The sequence below is a fragment of the Thermopirellula anaerolimosa genome, assembly GCF_054657335.1.
Genome location: NZ_BAAHYX010000006.1, coordinates 2,167,505 through 2,188,158 on the forward strand (window position 1 = coordinate 2,167,505; position 20,654 = coordinate 2,188,158).

A 20,654-nucleotide genomic window follows, 5' to 3' on the forward strand; every position below is an offset into this window, starting at 1 on the left:
TAATTCGTGATTCCAACGTCAGTTATCGCACCCGAGTTTAGCAAGGAAGCGCCCAAGATGTCAAAGTGTGGTCCCCAGTAAATGCGTCGGCGATGGCTTAGCCGCGCAGCGTCATTATGGCTAGCGGCGGACGGTCCTTTATGACGCCCACCGTCGGAAGTAATTGGTTGGCGACCCAAGCCTGCGTTTGAGCCGCGACCTCCGCCGGCCTATTCTCCCGGCGGAGTGTCCGTCGACTCGGCATCCGCCCACTTGCGGATGCGAAGGTTGGCGATGCGGAAGTTTTCCATGTGCAAGATACTTGTGAAAGCGCCGAAGTCGTAGGGCACGGAAGGGTGAAAGTTCCCGTCTCGAATATCCAGGCAACGTTCGCCGTTCACCCATAAGACCACATGCTGATCGGCCAATTGAACCTTGAGCAGGTTTCGTTCCGCCACCTTCGCCGGCGCGACTTTGCGGTCGTTATTCATATAGACTACCGCCTCATTACTGCCGTATTGGACGAGGAAACGGTGATCGTGCGGTCCGTCGGGATTCGATTGAGGCTCCCTCAGTCCGATCCCGAATGCGTAGAAAGCCCCACGGGGAACCGCAGCTTCGATTTCCAATTCGATTTCGACGGGCGGCGGTGGCGAGAACATCAGGCGCCCCATTGCGAAACCGGTCTTGTAATCCGCTTTCCCCACGAGCGTCCGCTCATTCTCCCGTTTCCAGTGCCCGCAGATGGTAAACCATGAAAATAGATCTTCGTCGAAACGCGGTTCGATCCATTCGCCGGAGCGAAACGCCAATCGCCAGTCCGCGCTTTGTCGAAGGGCGGCACAAAAGGCTTTGGCCGGGGCCTCCTCGGCATGAAGGACGGCTTGATCCAACAACTCTTGCAGTCGCGCGATTTGTTCCTCGGTCGTCTGTTCCCACGGGATACGGTGGATCGTCCGGGCCTCTTCCAGAAACGGACGGGCGGGACTGGACCATGCAAGATACTCCGCCACGGTCAAGGTCGGCTGACGATACCACAGGTACATGACTTGTTCATCAGGACGCCCTTGGAGGGTCTCGTAGATGCGGCGAAAATCGTCCACGCGACGGGCCCGAGCGGCAATCATCAGCTTGGCCGTGGCCAAGTACCGGCGGCTTAGATCCACCGCCAATTCTCCATCCCGGGCAGGTTCTTTTTCCAAACCGTCGAGGACTTCCATCGCTTGCTCGAATATTCCGGGCTGGGACCAAATGTCGTGGTTCGATCCCATCTCTTCATCGATTTTTTCTATCGCGATGACAAAAAGGTATGGCACGTTGGTATCATATCGCCGGGTGCGGGCGCACTCCCGTCCGAATTCCAGCATTTGTTCCAGGTCCCCGCCCCAGCGAGGATACAGCGATGTCAAATACGCATAATAGGCCGGAATATGATCGAATTGGGCGGCGACCGCTTTCTCGAACCATTCCCGCGGCGTGCCGTATCGGCCCGTGGACATCGAGATCCCGATCATCGCAGCGTAAGCCTCCGGATAATCGGGCCGCAGTTCTATGGCTTTTTGCAATTCTTCGACGGCCTTTTCGCTATATTCATAGAATAGTCGCCATTGGTCGGGAGGTACCTCGTGCGCAAATCGGTTGCCTCGAGCGCTCCAAGCCATTCTCTGATGCATCAGGGCACTCATCATGGAGCGAAGCCACGGCGTGGTTTTCTCCAAACGCAGTTGATGTAGAAAGGGCAGACGACTCGTGAGCGGCCCATGAATCGTGATATTGCCGCACAACCGTCCGACCTCGAAATACACAGCCCGCTCTAAATCTTCCGTGATCGTTTCGTCTTCCAATCGCGCGTTGAAATAGTCCCTGAATGCCGTAGTGACGTCGAATTGCAGTCGGATTAAGTCATCCGGCAGACTCGGCAGTTCCGCCAGCATTCTCGCATACGTCGTCAAAGCCGCCCGGCGCATTTCGGTTGAGTAGGGCGATTGATCCCATTCCTTCAAGGCGGACGCGATCAGCGACGCCGCCCGCTCATAATCTCCGTCCTGCTTCCATGCCCAACCGAGGTAGGCGCGAATCAGGACGTCGTGCGATCCTTTCTCTAGGAGTGACTCGCCCAAGCTCGGCAACGACTTCGGTCCCATCAATCGCGGCGTGGGAAGCATGCTGGCCTGAACCAGTCGCATGAATCGCGCCGCCTGATCGTGGATTTCCGGCGGGTCTTCGGTCAAGCGATGATACGCATCGATTTCTCGCTGCCAAAGCCGAAGCAGTGCGCGATCCAGCGCACTCGCGGCTTCGCTGCCGAATTCCGGGATGGAGGGGAGCTCCTCCGCGGATGCCGGCACGGAGGACGCCGACACGTTTGCCGCCTGGGCGGTGGGAGCGGTCTGGGATGCAGCGAACCGACCGGCCGTCCAAAACACTACGAAAACCAGGCCCATCACGTAACGAGGCAATACGGCGGACATGGCACACCTCCCCCTCGCGAAAAGATACTCCCCTTTGGAATCGGAGCAGGGGCCTGAGACCGGAAAGAAAGAATAGCGCCCGTCCCCGTGCCCCCAAAAATCCGCAACACGTCGCCAAACCACTTCCGCGCGATAGGATATTCCGTCGGCTTGCGCGATGCAATAATCTCACCTCAGCGATGCCGGGACGCGCTCGTCGGCGGACCGATCGCAACGCGGCGGGATGGTCGGCACGCGTCATCGCATGGCTCCCGGTGCCTCAGGAGCTTTCACCGCGATCTATCGCACTCGCCCGACCGACTTGACAGTTCAAATCGAGAATCGCTATCCCACAATCCCTCTTTCCGAGCCCTTGCAGGATCGCTCGTACGGGCATACAAATGCGAGAGTTTCCATCCCTCGTTAACACGATCTTCGCAATAAGAGGGTTCCAAGATGAGCGAGCAAAGCTGCCGATACCGGTCGGTTGCCGCGGCCATGGTCGCCACGGTCGCGATGGGGTGTTGCGTCTTCGCGGCGTCCCCTGCCTTGGCGGACGATGCGGCGGGCGGCGGGGTGCAACCGTCGCCGGAGGTCTATCTTTTCAGTTACTTCCTGGGCAACGGCGAGGATGGATTGCATTTGGCGTGGAGCGAGGACGGTCTGACATGGAGCCCGCTGGGTGGCGGACGATCCTTTATGACGCCCACCGTCGGAAGCAAGTTGGTCCGCGACCCCTGCCTGTGCCTGGGACCCGACGGCGCGTTCCACATGGTCTGGACGACGGGTTGGGGCGACCGCGGTTTCGGCATCGCCCATTCCACCGACCTGATCTCTTGGTCCGAACCGAGTTTCGTGCCCGTCATGGCGGACGTGCCGGGGGCCAAAAACTGCTGGGCGCCCGAAATCGCTTGGGATACTCAGAGCAAGCAATACGTGATCTATTGGTCCTCGACCGTGGAGGGGCGGTTTCCGGAAACAGCGGCGTCGGGCGACGAGGGTTGGAATCACCGCATCTATCGCACCGTGACGCGGGATTTCCGCAACTATGCCCCGCCCGAGTTGTTCTACGAACCTGGATTCAATTGCATCGACGCCGTAATCGCACCGCTGGGTGACCGCTATGTGATGGTACTGAAGGACGAGACGCGGCACCCGCCCGCCAAGAATCTCCGCGTCAGCTTCGCCGAGCGGATGGCGGGACCGTGGTCGCCCGCCTCCCCGCCGTTTACGCCCGCCGGTCTGTGGGTGGAAGGACCGTCGATCCTCCGCGTGGGCGACGCTTGGCACATCTATTTCGACGCGTACACCCAAGGCCGTTACGGCATGATGCGAACGCGAGACTTCCGCGAGTACGAGGACCTGTCGGACCGCGTGGCTTTCCCGAAGGGAGCGCGGCACGGCACCGCCTTGGCGATACCTCGCTCGCTTTTCGACACAATCCGCACCAAGTTGGACGGTCAATAGAAAGGCCCGAACCGGGGCGATGGAATCGCAGGCTCGGGCCAATTAACGGTGATGGCAAAGAAGCGCCGCGCATCGGGCGGAAGGCCCGGCGTTATTCCGGATTCAAGGGCGGCGGCGTCTGCGACGGTTCGGCGGTCGGTTCGGCCCGGACCACGTCGGATGACGCCCCGGAGTCATCCGCTTCGCTCTTCTCGCCCTGCTTGCCGTCCGTGCGATCCTGGATGCCCAGGTAGAAGATGACGGCGACCACCAGGGAGGCGATGGCGGGCCAGAGCCAGATGTTCTGCCAGTCGTTACGCTGGATGGCCGCGTAATCCTCCGCCGAGACGTAGAATTCGCCGTTGACGGCGGCGCGGATGGCGGCGCGGGTCCGCGGCGGACTGAGGGCGGAAATCTTCCTCAGCAATGCGTCGGCTTGGCGCCGCGCGGCGCGATCTTTGTCGCTTTCTGAGACGTTGCCCACTCGGAACTCGTTCTCTTCCAAGGCTCCGTCCTTGTTCGCGTCATACTTGGCCAGAAGATCGCCCCAGGCCGGTACCTGGTAGTCGCCGGGGAGCGTCTCGTCGCGGATCAATTCGGCCGTGATGCCGGCAATCTTAGGCGGGTACAAGTCGTTCGTCTTGCCGGCCAGATTGGCTCCCAAGAACCAGGCCACGCCGAGCATCAAGAAGGAGATGAAGCTCTGAGCGCTGGCTCGCATGTCGCGCGGGGCCTTGGTGTCCACGAAAATGTACGCGCCCACGTACACGAAGACGTAGCAGAACCCGTGGATCACGATCGCCAAGATGGTGATGGGGAAGTTCAGCGTGGCGAACAGGAAATAGCGGATGGCCCAGACGATCATACCCAAGGCGAGGACCTTCTTCAGCCCGAACCGCGCGATGAAGATCGGCATGGCGGCCATGACCAGGATTTCGCCCAGTTGGCCCAGCGTCATCAGCGTGGTGGGGGCGGGGGCGTTGATCTGCGACAGGTACAAGTTGCAGCTTACGAAATAGTAAACCGCCGGGATGCCGATCAAGAAGGCGCAAACGGTAAAGAGGAGGAACTCGGGATCACGGAGGAGTTGCAGGGCCGAAAGCCCCAGAAAATCGCCCTTGCCGGCGTCGCCCTTTTTCTGCGGCGGCGTATGGGGCAGAGTCAGCACATAACCCGCCAGCAGCAACTCGATGATGCCGGCCAGGTACAGGAAGGCGGGCGACTTTTCTCCCAGCACGATCCCCACGATGAATCCGGAGACGATCCAGCCGATCGTGCCGAACAAGGCGATCCGGGGAAACATGGCCGGATCTTCGATGTTACGGAAGGTCAGGGAGTTGGCCAGCGCCAAAGTGGGCATAAAGGCCAGCGTACTGACCAGAAGAAAACCGAAGAGCGGGGCAAAGCTTCCCGACATGCCCGCCAAGATGATGCACACGCCGCCGATCACGTGGAGGGCGGCGAGCACGTGTTGCGTGGCGAACAGTCGGTCGGCGATATAACCCACGAACAGCGGCGAGACGATGGCCGCGATGGCCGTGGTGGAAAAGATCCATCCCATTTCGCCGCCCGTCAACCCGAGCGACATCGGTCCGTAGGTCCCGATGGGGACCATCCAGCTTGCCCAGACGAAGAACTGGAAGAACATCAGGATCGACAATCGCGCGCGCAGCCAGGTGCTTTCGGACCACATGTGGACGTCTCCCTTCTCTTGAGAATGCCGCGAATCTCGTTTCCCGCCGATCCCCGGCAAACGGTCCAGGGCGGTTGAGCGGCGACTCAACAGGGGCGTATTTTAACACGACGCCGGGGTGACGGAAAGCTTTGCGAAAATGTGTGTCCTCCCTGAATAGGAATGCCCCCTCAAGTCGTGAATGGAAATGTCCCTGTCAACCGTCCGAAAAGGCTGGAACGCGGCAGTGCAAGCACCGAGCGAACATGGGGTGCCGGAGCGGGATATCGGGTATGATTTCCGTATGAACTATTTTGCGCATGCCTATCGGTATTTGCACGATCCGTATTTCGCCGCGGGGACCGCCGTGCCGGATTGGTTGTCGGTCGTGAATCGCGGCGTGCGGTTGCGTCCGCGGGTAGTGGCTCCTCATTTGGAAAACGGCGACGGCGTCCGTCGTCGCGTGGCCGCCGGCATCCTTCAACATTTGACGGACGACCGGCGTTTCCACGGCACGCCGGCCTTTTCGGAGGCCCTGACGACGGTGCTGAGCGTGATTCGGCCGACCATGGTCGAAGGTCGTATCCCGACGGTCTTCCTCTCGCATCTCTTGGTCGAGGTCCTGCTGGATGCAGCCTTGGCGGCACGTTTGCCGAACGAAATCGATGCCTACTATCGGGCACTGGAGGGCGTGTCGGCCGAGGCGATCGCGGCGAGCGTGTCACGCATGACCGGTCAGCCGATTCCCGGCTTCGCGCCGTTCATTCGACTGTTTTGCCGGGAGCGCATCTTGTTCGACTACTTGGAAGATGACAAACTATGGATGCGATTGGGTCAGGTGATGCGGCGACTGCGGTTGCCGCCCTTGCCCGACGAATTATTCGACACTTTGCCGCGGTTAAGGGCGTTGATCGCAGCGCGGCAAGAGGGGCTTTTGGCACCGTGTCGCCCGGAAGCGGCGGAGTCGGCGGAATCGAGCGGCGACCGAGCGGACCGCGACGATTCGGCCGAGTCGGTAGTTCCCGCTTGATCGGCCCGCAAAACGAACCGCCCCCGCCGAAACGAATCGGTTTTCCGCTTTCCACATGCCGTAAAGAGGAGCACGACCATGCGGTTTGGAATGAACTTGTTGATGTGGACCGATACCCTCAACGACGCATGTCTTCCGCTGTTGGACGAGGTGAAGGAGATCGGTTTCGACATTGTGGAGTTGCCGGTCTTCGATTTGGACAACGACGCCAACTATCGCAAATGGGCTGCGCGGATGGACGAGTTGGGCTTGGGCCGAACCGCCACCGCGATCCGCGGCCCCGACGAGAACCCCATCAGCGCCGATCCGGCCGTCCGCCGGAAAGGGATCGAGGCCAACAAGCGGAATCTGGATTGCTGCGCCATGCTGGGAGCGGAGATCATGGCCGGTCCGTTCCACTCCGCGCTGGGCGTGTTCTCCGGGCGCGGTCCCACGGAGGACGAGTGGAAGTGGGGCGTGGACGCCATGCGCGAGGTCGCCGAGCACGCCGAAAAGGTCGGCGTCACGCTGGGCATCGAGTACCTCAATCGCTTCGAATGCTACTTTCTGAACACCGCCGCGGACGGTGCCCGCTTCTGCCGCGACGTCGATCACCCCCGCTGCAAGATGATGTTCGACACCTTCCACTCCCACATCGAGGAGAAGAGCATCCCGGAGGCGATCCGCGCCCTCAAGGACCATTTGGTCCACGTGCACATCTCGGAGAACGATCGCAGCACGCCGGGCAGCGGCAACGTCCGTTGGGACGCCGTGTTCGATACGCTGAGCGAGATCGGCTACGATAACACGATGGTCATCGAGGCCTTCGGTTTGGCGCTCGACAAGCTGGTCCCGGCCACGAAGATTTGGCGCCGCATGTACCAGAGCGAGCGGCAGCTGGCGACCGACGGTTTGCGCTTCATGAAAGAGAACGTGGCGCGGCGTCAAGCCCGATGAGCCGAAAATGCGACCGAGCGGGATTGCCGCCCGGCGGAGGCGGAGGAACCCGACCAATGCAAGGCAAACAGTGGCGTCGCCTTCTCGCTTGGGGGATCCTGTGGTGGGGAGGATGGATGATGGCGAGCGGTCGCGGAGACGCATTCGAGGGAGCGCGGGCGGCGTTTCCCCCGCAGGAACCCGCCGGACCCGCGTGGTCGTGGAATCAACCCATCTACGAGGTCTCGCTGGAAAAGCAGACGGAAGCGGGGACGTTCCGCGCCTTCGAATCGCGCTTGCCCGATTTGCGGCGATTGGGGGTGGGCATCATCTGGCTGATGCCCATCCACCCACGCAGCGGCAATCCCCCCGACAAACCCCACTACGACAGTCCCTACTGCGTCCGCGATTATTACGACGTGGATCCGCGTTACGGCACGAAGGAGGACTTTCGGCGGTTGGTGCGGGCGGTCCACGAGGCCGGGATGTACTTGATCATGGATTGGGTGCCGAACCACACGGCCTGGGGCAATCCCCTGCTCCAATCGCACCCCGAATTTTACGTCAAGGATGCGGAAGGACGCATCCGCCAGGCCGGTCCCTGGGCGGACGTCGCGCAACTCGATCACTCCAACCGCGAGGTTTGGAACTACATGCGAGACGCGCGCCTGTACTGGATCCGCGAGTTCGACGTGGACGGCTTTCGCGAGGACGTGGCGGGCGCGCTGCCCATGGAATACTGGGAGTGGTTGGCGCCGCAACTTCAGGCCGCCAAGCCGATCTTTTGGCTGGCGGAATCCGATGACCCCAAGTTGCACCCCGTCTTCCATATGACCTACGATTGGACGTTCCAAACGGTGGTGTGGAAGGTCGTGCATTTCGGGGGCAAGCCCGACCTCTTCGATGAATTCCTGCTCGGCGAGCGGCGGCGCTATCCCCCGCCCGCCCTCCGCATGAGGCATTTGACGAATCACGACATGGCCGGGTCGGGTTACGCCTGGGGCAATCGACCGTTCATCGACATCCCGTTTTTGGAACGAACGTCGTTGACGGAGAAGTACGGACCGGCCCACCAAGCCGCGGCGGTGCTCATGACGACGCTGCCCTTCGGACGACCCATGATCTGGAACGGCCAGGAATTGGGCCTTCTGGAGCGCACCCCGCGGAAATTGGCCTGGGATGAATCACCCTTTTTCAATTTCTACCGCCGACTGTTTTCGCTCTACCGCGAGCACCCCGCCTTGTACCGCGGCGATTTTCGCCGCGTCGCCGCGGACGACCCGGCCGTGTACGCCTTCGTGCGGCGGAGCGAAGACGACTGCGCGGCGACCGTCTGCAACCTCAGCGGGGAAACCGTCCGGTGCGTCCTCGCCGAACTGCCGCGCGACTTGCCCGACGACCGGCGGACGTTCCGCGAGGTGTTTACCGACGAAGAGCGTTCGCTCGCCGACTTGACCTCGCAACCGCTGGAACTCGCTCCGTGGGGCTATTGTGTGTGGGCGAATTGACGGCCTGCCATGGGCCGCAATCGCAATCCATCCCAACCCAACCCTCATAACTCCTTCGAAGGTGCCGCCGTGAAAAACCACGCTATTCCGAGTCTCGCTCATGGGATCGCCCTTGGCCTTGTTGCAATGATCGGTATGCCGGCGATGGCCGACGATTCTCCCCGGGTGCTGATCGACCCCGGCGTTGCGGAATCTTGGGAGGGCGGCCGGCTGGCCGTGGACCATGCGGACGTGTCTCCCGTCGATACGCCGGACGGCAAGAAGCTGCGGTTCACGGTCTCGGAGGACGGCGCGCAAGCTCGATTCCGTCTCGTGTTCAAGGAACCGTATCTCGACCTTTTCGGCTACCGCTTCGTCGAGGCCGAATTGCGGAATCCCGGCGAGCGTCGCGTGCGGGTCCAATTGGGCGTTCGCTCTCCCGCCAATAACAACCGCGCCGCCTCTCGCGACTTCGAACTGGAACCCGGCGAATCGGTTGCGTTGCGGGTAACGCTCCGCCGCATCGTCCCGAAGGCATTGAAGGACGTCTTCTTCGGCATGCGCGGCTTTCCCGAGTTGATGGATCCCGAGCGCGGCATCGACGCATCCCAGGTCAAGGAGGTCTTCATCGGCATCCGCGACGCCAAGGCCGGCCAAACCTTGGAGATCGGCCGAGTGGCCGCGGTGGAGAATTTCGCGAGACCGTCTTGGTGGGACGGGGATACCGCGAGACTCTTCCCCATGATCGACGCGTTCGGCCAGTACGCGCACGGCGATTGGCCGGGCAAGGTGCATGACGAAACGGAATTGCGGGGGCGGATCGCGGAGGAGCAGGCCGACTTGGCGGCCCATCCCGGACCGGAGGCGTGGACTCCGTTCGGCGGTTGGGCGACAGGTCCGCAATTGGAAGCGACCGGCCACTTCTACCCCAAGAAGCATGAAGGACGCTGGTGGTTGGTCGATCCCACGGGCCGACTGTTTTGGTCGCACGGGACGGACTGCGTTCGGGCGACGACCGCCTACACCCCGATCACCGATCGCGAACATTACTTCGCCGACCTGCCGCCGCGCGATACCGCGCTGGGGGCCTTTTACGGTCGCGGAAATTGGGCTCCCCACGGGTATTATCAGAACAAAGGCGCCTACACGACCTATTGCTTTTCGGCCGCCAACCTCCTGCGCAAGTACGGCGCCGATTGGGAAGCGCGGTTCAACGAACTGGCCCACGTCCGACTGCGAAGTTGGGGGCTGAACACCATCGGCAATTGGTCGGACCCGGCGTTGTACCGAATGAGCAAAACGTCTTACACCGTGACGCTGGGGGCGGGCGCAAGGCGGATCGAAGGCTCCACCGGATACTGGGGCAAGTTCGCCGATCCTTTCGATCCCGACTTCGACCGAAACCTGAAGGCCGCCGCGGAGCGCGAGGCGGAGACCTCGGCCCGGGACCCGTGGTGCATCGGTTACTTCGTGGACAATGAATTGGCCTGGGGGGACGAGTTGTCGCTGGCCGTCGCCGCCTTGCAATCCCCGGCCGATCAACCGGCCAAGGTCGCCTTCCTCGCCGATCTCAAAGCGAAATACGAAACGATCGATGCCCTGAATCGGGCGTGGGGTACCGAGCACGCCTCTTGGGACGCCCTTCTGTCCCACACCGAGGCCCCGGACAAGGAGAAGGCACACGACGATTTGGCCGCCTTCTACACCCGCATTGCCGAAGAGTATTTCCGCCGCTGCCGCGAGGCCGTCAAGGCCGCCGCCCCGAACAAGCTCTATCTGGGCTGTCGCTTCGCTTGGGTCAACGATCGCGCGATTCGCGCCGCCGCCAAATACTGCGACGTCATCAGCTTCAACCGCTACGAAATCAGCGTCCGCGACCTCCGCTTGCCGGAGGGATTGGATTTGCCGGTCGTGATCGGCGAATTCCACTTCGGGGCCTTGGACCGCGGGATGTTTCACACCGGCCTGCGGGAAACGGCCGATCAAAAGGACCGCGCCGACGCCTACCGCCGATACGTCCGCGGCGCCCTGGAAAATCCCCTGATCGTCGGCACGCACTGGTTCCAGTTCGTGGATCAGGCGACGACCGGGCGGGGTGACGGCGAAAACTACCAGATCGGCTTCTTGGACGTGTGCGACACACCCTATCCCGAGTTGCGTGCCGCCGCACGCGAGATCGGGCAAACCATGTACTCGTACCGCGCCGGGGCGGCGTCGCGTCCGTGATCTTGCCCAACCGCATACATACCATTTCAATCGGGGAGGTTGAATCATGAGTCGAAAATTGCTGAAGGCGATCGCGCTGGGGATCGTCGTCCTGGCGCCGATTTGGGCGATGTCGGTCGCCCCGGTCGTTGCCGCCGAGAACAAAGCTCAAGCCGACGCCCGACCGAACATCATCTTCGCCATCGCGGACGATTGGGCCTGGCCGCACGCCGGGGCTTACGGCGACCCCGTGGTCAAAACTCCCACCTTCGACCGCATTGCGCGCGACGGCGTGTTGTTTAGCCGGGCGCACGTGATGGCCCCGACCTGCACGGCCTCGCGGGGGAGCATTCTGACGGGGCAGGCGGCGCATCGCCTGGAGTTCGGGGCCAACCTCTGGAGCCTGTTGCCCGCCAAGTTCCGCTGCTATCCCGACATCCTCGAAAGCAACGGCTACGCGGTGGGATTGATGCGCAAGGGTTGGGGGCCGGGAAGTTTGGAAAACACCGGTAGGAGTCGCAATCCCGCCGGGCCGAATTTCCGCAACTTCGCCGAGTTCCTCAAGACGGTCCCTCCCGATCGGCCCTTCTGCTTCTGGTTCGGCAGTTCCGATCCCCACCGGCCCTACGAACCCGGCAGCGGCGAGAAGGCGGGGATCGATCCCGCCACGATCGCCGTGCCGCCCTTTCTGCCGGATACCCCTACCGTCCGCTCCGACATCGCCGATTACTACTTCGAGGTGCAGCGGTTCGATCGCGAGTTGGGCGAGGCCCTGCAAGTGCTGGAAGAGGCGGGACGTTTGGAAAACACGCTGATCGTGGTGACGGGCGACAACGGCATGCCCTTCCCCAAGGCCAAGGCCACCTGCTACGACGCCGGAACGCACGTGCCGCTGGCGATCTGCTGGAAGGCCAAGGTGCCGGGCGGACGCGTGGTGGATGATTTCGTCAGCATGACGGATGTGGCACCGACCTTTTTGGAGGCGGCGGGCTTGGCTCCCCTGCCCGAGATGACGGGCCGAAGCCTCCTGCCGATCCTGCTCTCCGATCGTTCGGGCCGCGTCGATCCCGCCCGCGATCACGTCTTCACCGAACGGGAACGCCATGCCGCGACGCGGCCCAACGACGCCTCCTATCCCGTGCGGAGCATCTTCACCGAGCGCTGGCACCTGATTTGGAACCTCCGGCCCGATTATTGGCCCGCCGGCAATCCGCCCGAGGAATCCGTGGGCCGCGACTACGGCGACATCGACGGATCGCCCACCTGGTCGGAAATACTGGAGAAGGCCGACGACCCTGCCATGCGACCCTTCTTCTTGGCGGCGGCGGGACGCAAACGACCGGAGTTCGAGTTGTACGACCTGCAAAACGACCCTGGCGAGATGACGAACGTGGCCGGGCGCCCCGAGACCGAACCTATCCGCCGCGAACTGTTCGCCAAGTTGCGGACGTGGATGCAAGAGACGGGCGACCCCCGGTTTTTGGGCGAGACGGATTTTTGGGACGTGTGTCCCTACTACGGGCAACGGCCCAAGCAATCGACCACCCGACCCTAGGTATCGACGTAAGCGCCGCCCCGCGTGAGGCCGGCCATGAAATGCTTGCGATAGGTTTTCGGCTTCTGGAGAAAGGAGACTGCAACATGAGACGTCGATGGTTTGCGAAGCGGTTCCGCGTGCCGTCCTGTCTGCTCATCGGACTGGTTGCGGCAACGGTCGTTTGGGCGGTATCGCCGCGTCCCGCCCGCGCCGCCGACAACACTCCTCCCGAGGGCTTCACCGCCCTATTCAACGGCAAGGACCTGACCGGGTGGAAGGGGTTGGTGGGCAATCCCGTCACGCGGGCCAAGATGACCGCGGAAGAACTCGCAAAGGCCCAGGAAGAGGCCGACCGGCGGATGCGAGAGCATTGGCGTGTGGAAGACGGAGTCCTGGTCTTCGACGGCAAAGGCGACAACCTTTGCACGCAGAAAGACTACGGCGATTTCGAGTTGTGGGTGGACTGGAAGATCCTGCCGAACGGCGACAGCGGCATCTATCTCCGCGGATCCCCGCAGGTTCAGATTTGGGACGCCTCCACCCATCCCGAGGGTTCGGGCGGGCTTTACAACAATCAGAAGAACCCCAGCAAGCCTATCCGCTGCGCGGATCGACCCGTCGGAGAGTGGAACACGTTCCGCATCCGCATGGTCGGCGAGCGCGTGAGCGTGTGGTTGAACGGCGAATTGGTGGTCGACAACGTGGTGATGGAGAACTACTGGGAACGCGACAAGCCGATCTATCCGACCGGAGCGATCGAGTTGCAGAACCACGGCAACACGCTGTACTTCAAGAACATCTATGTCAAGGAGTTGTCGCCGGACGACAAACCCACACCGTGACGCGACCGTGATGCGGCAAACCGCATTTGACGGTTTTGAAGTACCGCTAATTGCGGAAAACAACGAAAACGGCGGCAGTCCCGAGACTGCCGCCGTCGTATTTTTTGCCGACAAGCAAGGATTCGGGCTTATCGCCCGCCCTGCTCACGATACCGTGATCGATTGCGTCGGGCAGACATCCACGCAAGCACCGCAATCGCCGCACACATCGGCGTCGACCACGGCCTTTTCATTCTGGATGGCAATCGCATCCAAGGGGCAAACCTGGACGCATTCCGCACAACCGTTGCAGGTTTCCGCATTCACAATGGCCGTCATCAGTCCCTCTCCTGTAAGTGAAATCCGACACGCAAAGCAGCCCGATCCGTGTCATGAGCCGACCTGTGAAAGGCCCGACCATGCCGAACGACCGGGAATGGCCCCCATCCACCGCGGGACGCAGCGTCGTCCGGACGAATGAAGGGAATCTCGCCTTAATTAATACGACTCGCGGTGCCAAAAAGTTTGCTACCCTGCAATCCGGCGAACCCGACTGGGCGAGTGCAACCGGGAAACAGGCCGACCCGCAAATCAAGCCATTCATTATATTCCCCTCTACAGGGAAACGTAAGAACGGGGTGGCAATTCCGCCGCGGACTTGGTGCTCCCGAATCGCGACGGCGACTCCGGGAGGCGGTTTGCGGTATGCGAAAACGCAAGCCGCGGGCAAATGCCCGCGGCGAGGAGGTGTTACTCAAACCGGGTCCGCAATGCTGCGAAACCGAGGATCAGACTTCCTTCGAGTCGATCCAGCTCATCATCTTGCGGAGGGCCTTGCCGACCTGCTCGATTTGGTGCTCTCGGGCGCGGCGGCGGAGGGCCTTGAACTGCGGTGCGTTGGCCTTGTTTTCTAAAATCCATTCCTTAGCGAACAGGCCGGTCTGGATTTCCTTTAGAATTTTCTTCATCTCGGCCCGGGTTTCGTCGGTGATGATCCGCGGCCCGCGCGTGTAGTCGCCGTACTCGGCCGTATTCGAGATGCTGTACCGCATGTAGCTGAGACCGCCCTGATACATCAGGTCCACGATCAGTTTCAACTCGTGCATGCACTCGAAATAGGCCAACTCGGGCTGATAGCCGGCCTCGACGAGGGTCTCGAAGGCCGCGCAGATAAGCTCGCTGACGCCGCCGCAGAGGACGACTTGTTCGCCGAAGAGGTCGGTTTCGGTTTCTTCGGCGAAGGTGGTTTGGATGACGCCCGCCCGCGTGCCGCCGATACCCTTGGCGTAGGCCAAGGCGACTTTGAGCGTTTCGTCATTGCCGCCGGGGCCGACGCCCACCAGGCAGGGGACGCCGCCGCCTTTGACGAATTCCGAACGAACCAAGTGGCCCGGACCCTTGGGCGCCACCAGGATCGCCGCCACACCCTCCGGCATATCGAATTGGCCGTAGTGGACGTTGAAACCGTGCGAGCAGACCAAGATATTGCCGGGCTTGAGATGCGGGCGAATTTGGGTGCGGAAGATATCGGCCTGAAGTTCGTCCGGGGCCAACAGCGTCAAGAGGTCGGCTTTCTTGGCGGCCTCTTCCGTGGATAGCGGCTGAAAACCGTGCTCGACGGCCAGCTTGTAGTTGGCGGTGCCGGGCAATTCGGCCACGATCACATTCACGCCGCTGTCGCGCAGGTTTTGGGCGTGGGCATGACCCTGCGATCCGTAGCCCACAATGGCGACCGTCTTGCCTTTCAACAGGGACAAATCGGCATCCTGATCGTAATAGACCTTGGCCGGCATGGGAATCTTCCTTTCTATCTTGCTCTATCTTGCGAAACGATGGTCCAATCCGAATCCGCAGGGAAACCTTGCCGCGGACCTCGCCGGGGCGCGTCGATCCGGTGCGCGACACGCTACGAGGCGGCCACGGGGGCGGCTTGGGCGGTATCCTCGTCCGGTTGCGGTTTCAGCGACTCGGAGCCGCGCACCATGGCGATGCGACCGGTGCGGCACAACTCCAGAATCCCGTAGGGCCGCATCAGTTCGATGAACGACTCGACTTTCTTTTCCTGCCCGGCGATCTCGATGATCATGCTATCGTGGGAGATGTCCACGATGCGACCGCGGAAGACCTCGACCAATTCGCGGATTTCGCTCCGCCGCCCGGACGGGGCCGACACCTTGATCAGCATCAAATCCCGCTCCACATAGTCGCGGGAGCTGATGTCGTCCACCCGGACCACGGTGACGATCTTTTCCAGTTGCTTGCGGACCTGCTCCAAGACCTTGCCGTCGCCCACCACGACGAAGGTCATGCGAGACAGGCGAGGGTCTTCGGTTTCCCCCACGGCCAGGCTGTCGATGTTGTAACCCCGTGAGGCCAACATGCCCGAGATGTGGGATAGCACGCCCGGCACGTTCTGTACGAGAGCCGACAGAATATGACGCATAAAAGACTCCTAACGAACTGAAACCGTTATGTTACCCCCCGATTTCCCTGGGGACAAGCGCCCGCCGGACGGGGTTCGCGTTGCCGGGCGGGTCCGAGGCGGGGCGGCGCTCGAAAAAGGCACGTCCCGCAGTGCGCAAAATCGGTCCGGTCGGTTGACTCGCCCTGCGCAAGAAATGCGCGCCAGGGACGCCCCTCGGCCGCCTCCGGGCCACCTCCGGCTTACGCCGGAGGCTCTCAGATACATTAACAAACCCCTAGAGCCACCAGCGTAAGCTGGTGGTGATCCTGTTGATCCCGATTTCTGGGGCTACTTCTGGAGCCACCAGCGTAAGCTGGTGGTGGCATGGTGGACGCTGGGTAGCGAAAGACACCTCCGGCTTACGCCGGAGGCTCCCAAATACGTTAACACACAACAACGCACACAAGCACAAAACCACGCCACAAGCCAAAACTGCAAAAAACAAAACACTAGAGCCACCAGCGTAAGCTGGTGGTGGAGAAACCTAGAGCCATCAGCGTAAGCTGGTGGTGGAGAAACCTAGAGCCACCAGCGTAAGCTGGTGGTGAAAGAATCGGCGCAACGCATCTTGTTGCTCGGCACGCCCTTTGCAACCAAGCCGGCATTCGTGGACGTTCGCCTCGCCACGCGATGCCGTGCAGCACCGTATGCCCGAGCGACGCGACGAAGAAACCCCGTTCCTTACCAACGCAACGAGTATCCAGCCATGAACGCAACCCCGAACCAAGCGCCGAACGTCCCCCCTTCCCAATCCGTTGCCGAATCCGCGCCGCCCGCCCGTCCCTTCCGCTTCCACTGGCAGGGCTTTGCGTCGCTCGTGCTGTTCGGACTCTTCGCCGCGATGGCGGTCTCCGGGACGGTGCTCTATCTGTCACCGCGTGGAAGGACGGCCAACTGGACGAACTGGCGGATTTGGGGGCTGGGCAAAGAGGACTGGGCCACCCTGCACATCTGCGTGACTGCGGCCTTCCTCGTCTTCGGATTGTGGCACCTCTTTCTGAATTGGCGGATGTTTTGGGGCTACATCCGGTGCGGCATCTTGGGACTACCGCAACTGCGGTTGGAAATGCTTGCCGCGGTCCTGGTGACGGCAACGATCGTGTACGGCGGCGTGCGTTTGCCGCGACCTTTCGACCTATTGGCCGCCGGTCGCGATTACTTCCGCGACTATTGGGAGCGGCAGGACGCCGCGGCGCCCGTCCCCCATGCCGAGGAACTGCCGCTCGGGCAGATCGGGCGTTGGGTCGGCATTCCCGGCCAAGAGATTGCGCGGATCGTCGCCGAAGCGGGCGTCTCCGACGTCTCTCCGCGGATGACACTGCAAGAGTTGGCCGACCGATTGGGCGTCGCCCCCAAGGACGCCTTCGCCTGGTTGCAAGAGCGCGTGCCGGAACTGCAAGACGTATCGTGGGACCGCGTTCCCACCATGTCCCCGGGCGGCGGGGAGCACGGATCCGCCGAGGGACATCCCGGCGGCGGCTTCGGCGGCGGTCGCGGCATGGGTGGAGGCATGGGGCCCGGCATGGGAGGAGGCATGGGCTTCGGTCGCGGTCGCGGTTGGACGGACGAGCGACATCGAACGCCCGACGCAAGCGACGACCGATAGCCGCTCACGCCGGCACATCGCTGCACGCGGCGGCACGTGCAGTCGCCCGATCCGACCTCCGCTTTCCCCCGGCGACAAGAGCGTGCCGCGATTCCCCAGGGATCGAGAATTGGGACTCTGTGCCTCACGATTCCGCGATTTCGGACTGCCGCGGGCGAGTTCGGGCGAGTAAGCTAAGGGGTGGAGGTGCCCTCATGCTGCCCGAACCCCGAATCGGCAAAAGCGAATTGATCGAATTGTGTCGCCGGTTGGCCATGCAAATCGAGGCCGGCATCGAGATGCGGGCGATTTGGAAGCGGGAGATCGACCGCGTCGTCTCGCCGACGAGTCGCCGCGTGGTGCGCGAGATTTCTCAGGCGGTCGATCGGGGGCAGAGCCTCAGTGACGCAGCGACCGCCGCCGGGGCCTACTTCCCGCCGCTGTTCCTTCGCATGGTGAAGGTGGGGGAAACCACCGGGGCGCTGCCCGAGGCCCTGCGACTGCTCGCCGATTACTACGAAGAGGAACGCTCCCGCCGCGCCTTGTTCTGGAAACTCTTGGCTTGGCCGCTCACCGAACTGGTGCTGGCGGTCGGAGTGATCGGCTTTTTGATTTGGGTGATGGGCGTCATCAGCAACATGAGCGGCAAGTCCGTGGATCCCCTGGGGTTGGGATTGGTCGGCAACACGGGTCTGGCGATCTATCTGTTCTGCGTGGTTGCGTCGGTTGCGGCAATTGCCTGGGCGGCGTACGGATGGCGGCGCGGGTGGCTTGCTCTCCGCCCCTTGCAGCGATTGGTCCTGAAAATCCCCGTCATCGGCAGGATCGCCCATACGCTGGCCCTGGCTCGCATGACGTGGGCCATGTACGCCACGTTCCGCGGCGGGATGGACGTCATTTCGGCGGTGGATTTGGCCCTGCAAACCGCGGACAATGCCGCCTTCGACGACCTGCGCCCGATGCTCCACCGCTCCATTCAAAGCGGCAATTCCCTGTACCAAGGCTTCGCCGAGACGCATTTCTTTCCCGGCGAGTGGCTGGATGCCTTGCGGGCGGGAGAGGAAAGCGGCACGTTGGACGCCGCCCTGGAGGGGTTGAGCCGAGAATACACGCGACGCGCCGCCGCCGCCATGAAGATGCTGAGCATCGTCGGGGCGGGATTGGTCATGGCCCTGATCGTGGGCGTGATGGTCTTTTTGATTTTCCGCCTGGCGATGTTCTACATCGGCCAAATCTACGAAAATCTACCGCCCGGTTTCTGAATCGGATTCCGGCGGGACGCCGACGCGGTCGGTGTCGTCGGTCTCGGCAGTCCACTCGATCAGCACCCGCTGCACGCGACGCGGCGTCGCTTCCAAGACTCGGACCCGAACGCCGCCGAACTCGACCGCCTCGCCGCAGGCGGGAATCCGGCCCAAATGGGACATCAAGAGGCCCGCGATCGTGTCGTAGTCGGGATCTTCCGGCAATTCCAGGTGCAGGCGGCGATTGATCTCCTCGACGCGCGCGGAACCCAGGGCCTCCGCGCGCCCGTTCTCCAGCGGTTGAATTTCCTCGACCTGTTCGGGATCCAATTCGTCGCCGATCTCGCCGACGATCTCTTCCAAAATATCTTCCAACGTAACGACGCCGGAGACGCCCCCGTATTCGTCCAGCACAACGGCCATGTGGTTACGCGTGCGCTGGAAGTCCTCCAGCAGGGCATCGACGGGTTTGGTCTCGGGGACGAACAACGGTTCGCGGAGCAGGGCGGTCCAGGGCGGGCGATCGGCCTCGGCATTGGGTCGGGCCAGGTGCGGGAGAAGGTCCTTCGTGTACAGGATGCCCACGATGTTGTCACGGGTCTGGTTGAAGACCGGAATGCGACTGTGCCCCTCCCGAATCACCGCCTCCAGCATCTCGTCCCACGACCATTCGCCGGGCAAGGCGAACATTTCGCTGCGGGGCGTCATGATTTCGGCGGCGTCCACGTCGCTCAACTTGATGACGCCCTCGATCATCTCCTTGGCGTCTTCCTCGAGATAGCCCTGCCGTTCTCCCGCCGTCATCAAGGAGCGAATTTCCTCCTCGAATTCGTCCTCCTCCTCATCTTCGTCGGCGACGTTGTCCGTCAACCGCGCCAGAAGGATTTGAACGGCTTCGGCGGTCCGAACGATCGGTCGCAAGACTCGGGCGAATCCCCTCCAAAGCGGCCAGAGGTGGTACACGACGGGCGCCGCCCAAATCGCGGCGACGGCGCGGGGAATGAAGACGCCTACGATGAGAACCGCCGCGGCGATCCCCAGACCGCTCAAAGCGACGGGCACGAGTTGCACGCCGTGCGGCGGGCCGTCCGGGCCCCCGGCGCTCTCGAACGCGAGGAGCACCCGGTGCGCCGCCGCCAACACCACCGCGGCCAGCGCCGCCCATTCCAGCAATTCGGCGGCATCCGCGGCGCCGCGATACGCACGCAGAACCTCGGCCAAACGCTGCGGACGATGATGGCGCCGGCACAGATCGGCCAGCTTGTGGCGCGGAAAGTCGCGGAGAGAGCGGACACCGGCGGACAGAACTCCGACGCACACCACGCCGCACGCCAGGATCCAAAAACTGAGATCTTGGGCCTCCACGTGAACTTACCGACCTCCTTTACCCGCTTCCCAAGCCGAGACGTTCGAGGTACTCGTCTTGCCGTCGTCGCATCACGGTCCGATCGCGGGGGGCGACGTCGTCGTAGCCCGCCAAATGCAACGCCCCGTGGACGACGTACAAAATGAGTTCATGCTCGGGCGGTCGGCCGAATCGCGGGCCTTGCCGGGCGGCGGTTTCCGCACAGACGACGATCTCGCCCTCTATGTGATTGTTCTCTACTTCCAGGGGAAAACTCAAGACGTCGGTGGAGGAATCGTCGTTCAAATAGCGTTCGTGCAAGGCCCGCATCTCGGCGTCGTCCACCACCGCCACGCTGATTTCCCCCGTCTCGTAGCCCGCCTCCGAAAGCACCAACGTCACGGCGCGGCGGATGCGGCGTCGGTCGACGGGCACGACTCGGCACAGTACGGCAATCGGTACGCGAATCATGAT

16 protein-coding genes are annotated in these 20,654 nt (G+C 62.3%); 9 read left to right on the forward strand and 7 right to left on the reverse strand.

Translation table 11 applies throughout. From position 1 onward, the window contains the following. Positions 1–209: 209 nt before the first annotated feature. Positions 210–2,450, reverse strand: a complete 2,241-nt coding sequence (locus ACYQ6J_RS13835; protein ID WP_460184776.1) for a hypothetical protein — start codon at positions 2,448–2,450, stop codon at positions 210–212. 435 nt (positions 2,451–2,885) lie between these two features. Here ACYQ6J_RS13835 and ACYQ6J_RS13840 point away from each other — a divergent pair, with 435 nt between their 5' ends. After that, positions 2,886–3,896 (forward strand): glycoside hydrolase family 43 protein, encoded by a 1,011-nt coding sequence (locus ACYQ6J_RS13840; protein ID WP_460184777.1) that lies wholly within the window; start codon positions 2,886–2,888, stop codon positions 3,894–3,896. A 91-nt stretch (positions 3,897–3,987) separates the two neighbouring features. Here the strand turns inward: ACYQ6J_RS13840 and ACYQ6J_RS13845 are convergent, their stop codons facing one another. Next, positions 3,988–5,568, reverse strand: a complete 1,581-nt coding sequence (locus ACYQ6J_RS13845; protein ID WP_460184778.1) for an MFS transporter — start codon at positions 5,566–5,568, stop codon at positions 3,988–3,990. A 187-nt stretch (positions 5,569–5,755) separates the two neighbouring features. Between ACYQ6J_RS13845 and ACYQ6J_RS13850 the strand changes: the two genes are divergently transcribed. The 6 genes from ACYQ6J_RS13850 (at position 5,756) to ACYQ6J_RS13875 (ending at position 13,563) form a co-directional block, all read left to right on the forward strand. Continuing rightward, complete coding sequence (locus ACYQ6J_RS13850) at positions 5,756–6,577, forward strand: hypothetical protein (protein WP_460184779.1); 822 nt, start codon at positions 5,756–5,758, stop codon at positions 6,575–6,577. A 78-nt stretch (positions 6,578–6,655) separates the two neighbouring features. Then, positions 6,656–7,513: a sugar phosphate isomerase/epimerase family protein gene (locus ACYQ6J_RS13855; RefSeq protein ID WP_460184780.1), complete on the forward strand. Its 858-nt coding sequence runs from the start codon at positions 6,656–6,658 to the stop codon at positions 7,511–7,513. A 56-nt stretch (positions 7,514–7,569) separates the two neighbouring features. Further along, a complete protein-coding gene (locus ACYQ6J_RS13860; protein WP_460184781.1) occupies positions 7,570–9,000 on the forward strand; it encodes an alpha-amylase family glycosyl hydrolase in 1,431 nt (476 codons plus the stop codon). 144 nt (positions 9,001–9,144) lie between these two features. Continuing rightward, positions 9,145–11,205, forward strand: a complete 2,061-nt coding sequence (locus ACYQ6J_RS13865) for a beta-galactosidase (protein ID WP_460184782.1) — start codon at positions 9,145–9,147, stop codon at positions 11,203–11,205. A gap of 46 nt (positions 11,206–11,251) precedes the next feature. Then, positions 11,252–12,739, forward strand: coding sequence for a sulfatase family protein (locus tag ACYQ6J_RS13870; protein WP_460184783.1), 1,488 nt, complete (start codon positions 11,252–11,254; stop codon positions 12,737–12,739). A gap of 86 nt (positions 12,740–12,825) precedes the next feature. After that, positions 12,826–13,563, forward strand: a complete 738-nt coding sequence (locus ACYQ6J_RS13875; protein ID WP_460184784.1) for a 3-keto-disaccharide hydrolase — start codon at positions 12,826–12,828, stop codon at positions 13,561–13,563. Between the two features lie 144 nt (positions 13,564–13,707). Here ACYQ6J_RS13875 and ACYQ6J_RS13880 read toward each other — a convergent pair whose 3' ends face one another. From ACYQ6J_RS13880 to ilvN, 3 genes are all read right to left on the reverse strand, one after another. After that, the gene (locus ACYQ6J_RS13880; RefSeq protein WP_460184785.1) at positions 13,708–13,881 is read right to left on the reverse strand and encodes a ferredoxin family protein; all 174 of its coding nucleotides are present in this window, start codon (positions 13,879–13,881) and stop codon (positions 13,708–13,710) included. A gap of 449 nt (positions 13,882–14,330) precedes the next feature. Beyond that, positions 14,331–15,335 carry a ketol-acid reductoisomerase gene (gene ilvC, locus ACYQ6J_RS13885; RefSeq protein ID WP_460184786.1) on the reverse strand — a complete coding sequence of 335 codons (1,005 nt, stop codon included), beginning with the start codon at positions 15,333–15,335 and terminating at the stop codon, positions 14,331–14,333. A 113-nt stretch (positions 15,336–15,448) separates the two neighbouring features. Continuing rightward, positions 15,449–15,985, reverse strand: coding sequence for an acetolactate synthase small subunit (gene ilvN, locus ACYQ6J_RS13890; protein ID WP_460184787.1), 537 nt, complete (start codon positions 15,983–15,985; stop codon positions 15,449–15,451). Positions 15,986–16,712: 727 nt separating this feature from the next. Here ilvN and ACYQ6J_RS13895 point away from each other — a divergent pair. After that, entirely contained in the window at positions 16,713–17,612 is a 900-nt protein-coding gene (locus tag ACYQ6J_RS13895) for a DUF4405 domain-containing protein (protein WP_460184788.1), read from the forward strand. Between the two features lie 194 nt (positions 17,613–17,806). Continuing rightward, positions 17,807–18,853 (forward strand): type II secretion system F family protein, encoded by a 1,047-nt coding sequence (locus tag ACYQ6J_RS13900; protein WP_460184789.1) that lies wholly within the window; start codon positions 17,807–17,809, stop codon positions 18,851–18,853. On the opposite strand, the gene ACYQ6J_RS13905 is transcribed toward ACYQ6J_RS13900, so the two are convergent. Further along, positions 18,836–20,200 (reverse strand): hemolysin family protein, encoded by a 1,365-nt coding sequence (locus ACYQ6J_RS13905; RefSeq protein WP_460184790.1) that lies wholly within the window; start codon positions 20,198–20,200, stop codon positions 18,836–18,838. The genes ACYQ6J_RS13900 and ACYQ6J_RS13905 overlap by 18 nt on opposite strands. A 19-nt stretch (positions 20,201–20,219) precedes the next feature. Continuing rightward, complete coding sequence (ybeY, locus tag ACYQ6J_RS13910) at positions 20,220–20,651, reverse strand: rRNA maturation RNase YbeY (RefSeq protein WP_460184791.1); 432 nt, start codon at positions 20,649–20,651, stop codon at positions 20,220–20,222. Positions 20,652–20,654 lie beyond the last annotated feature (3 nt).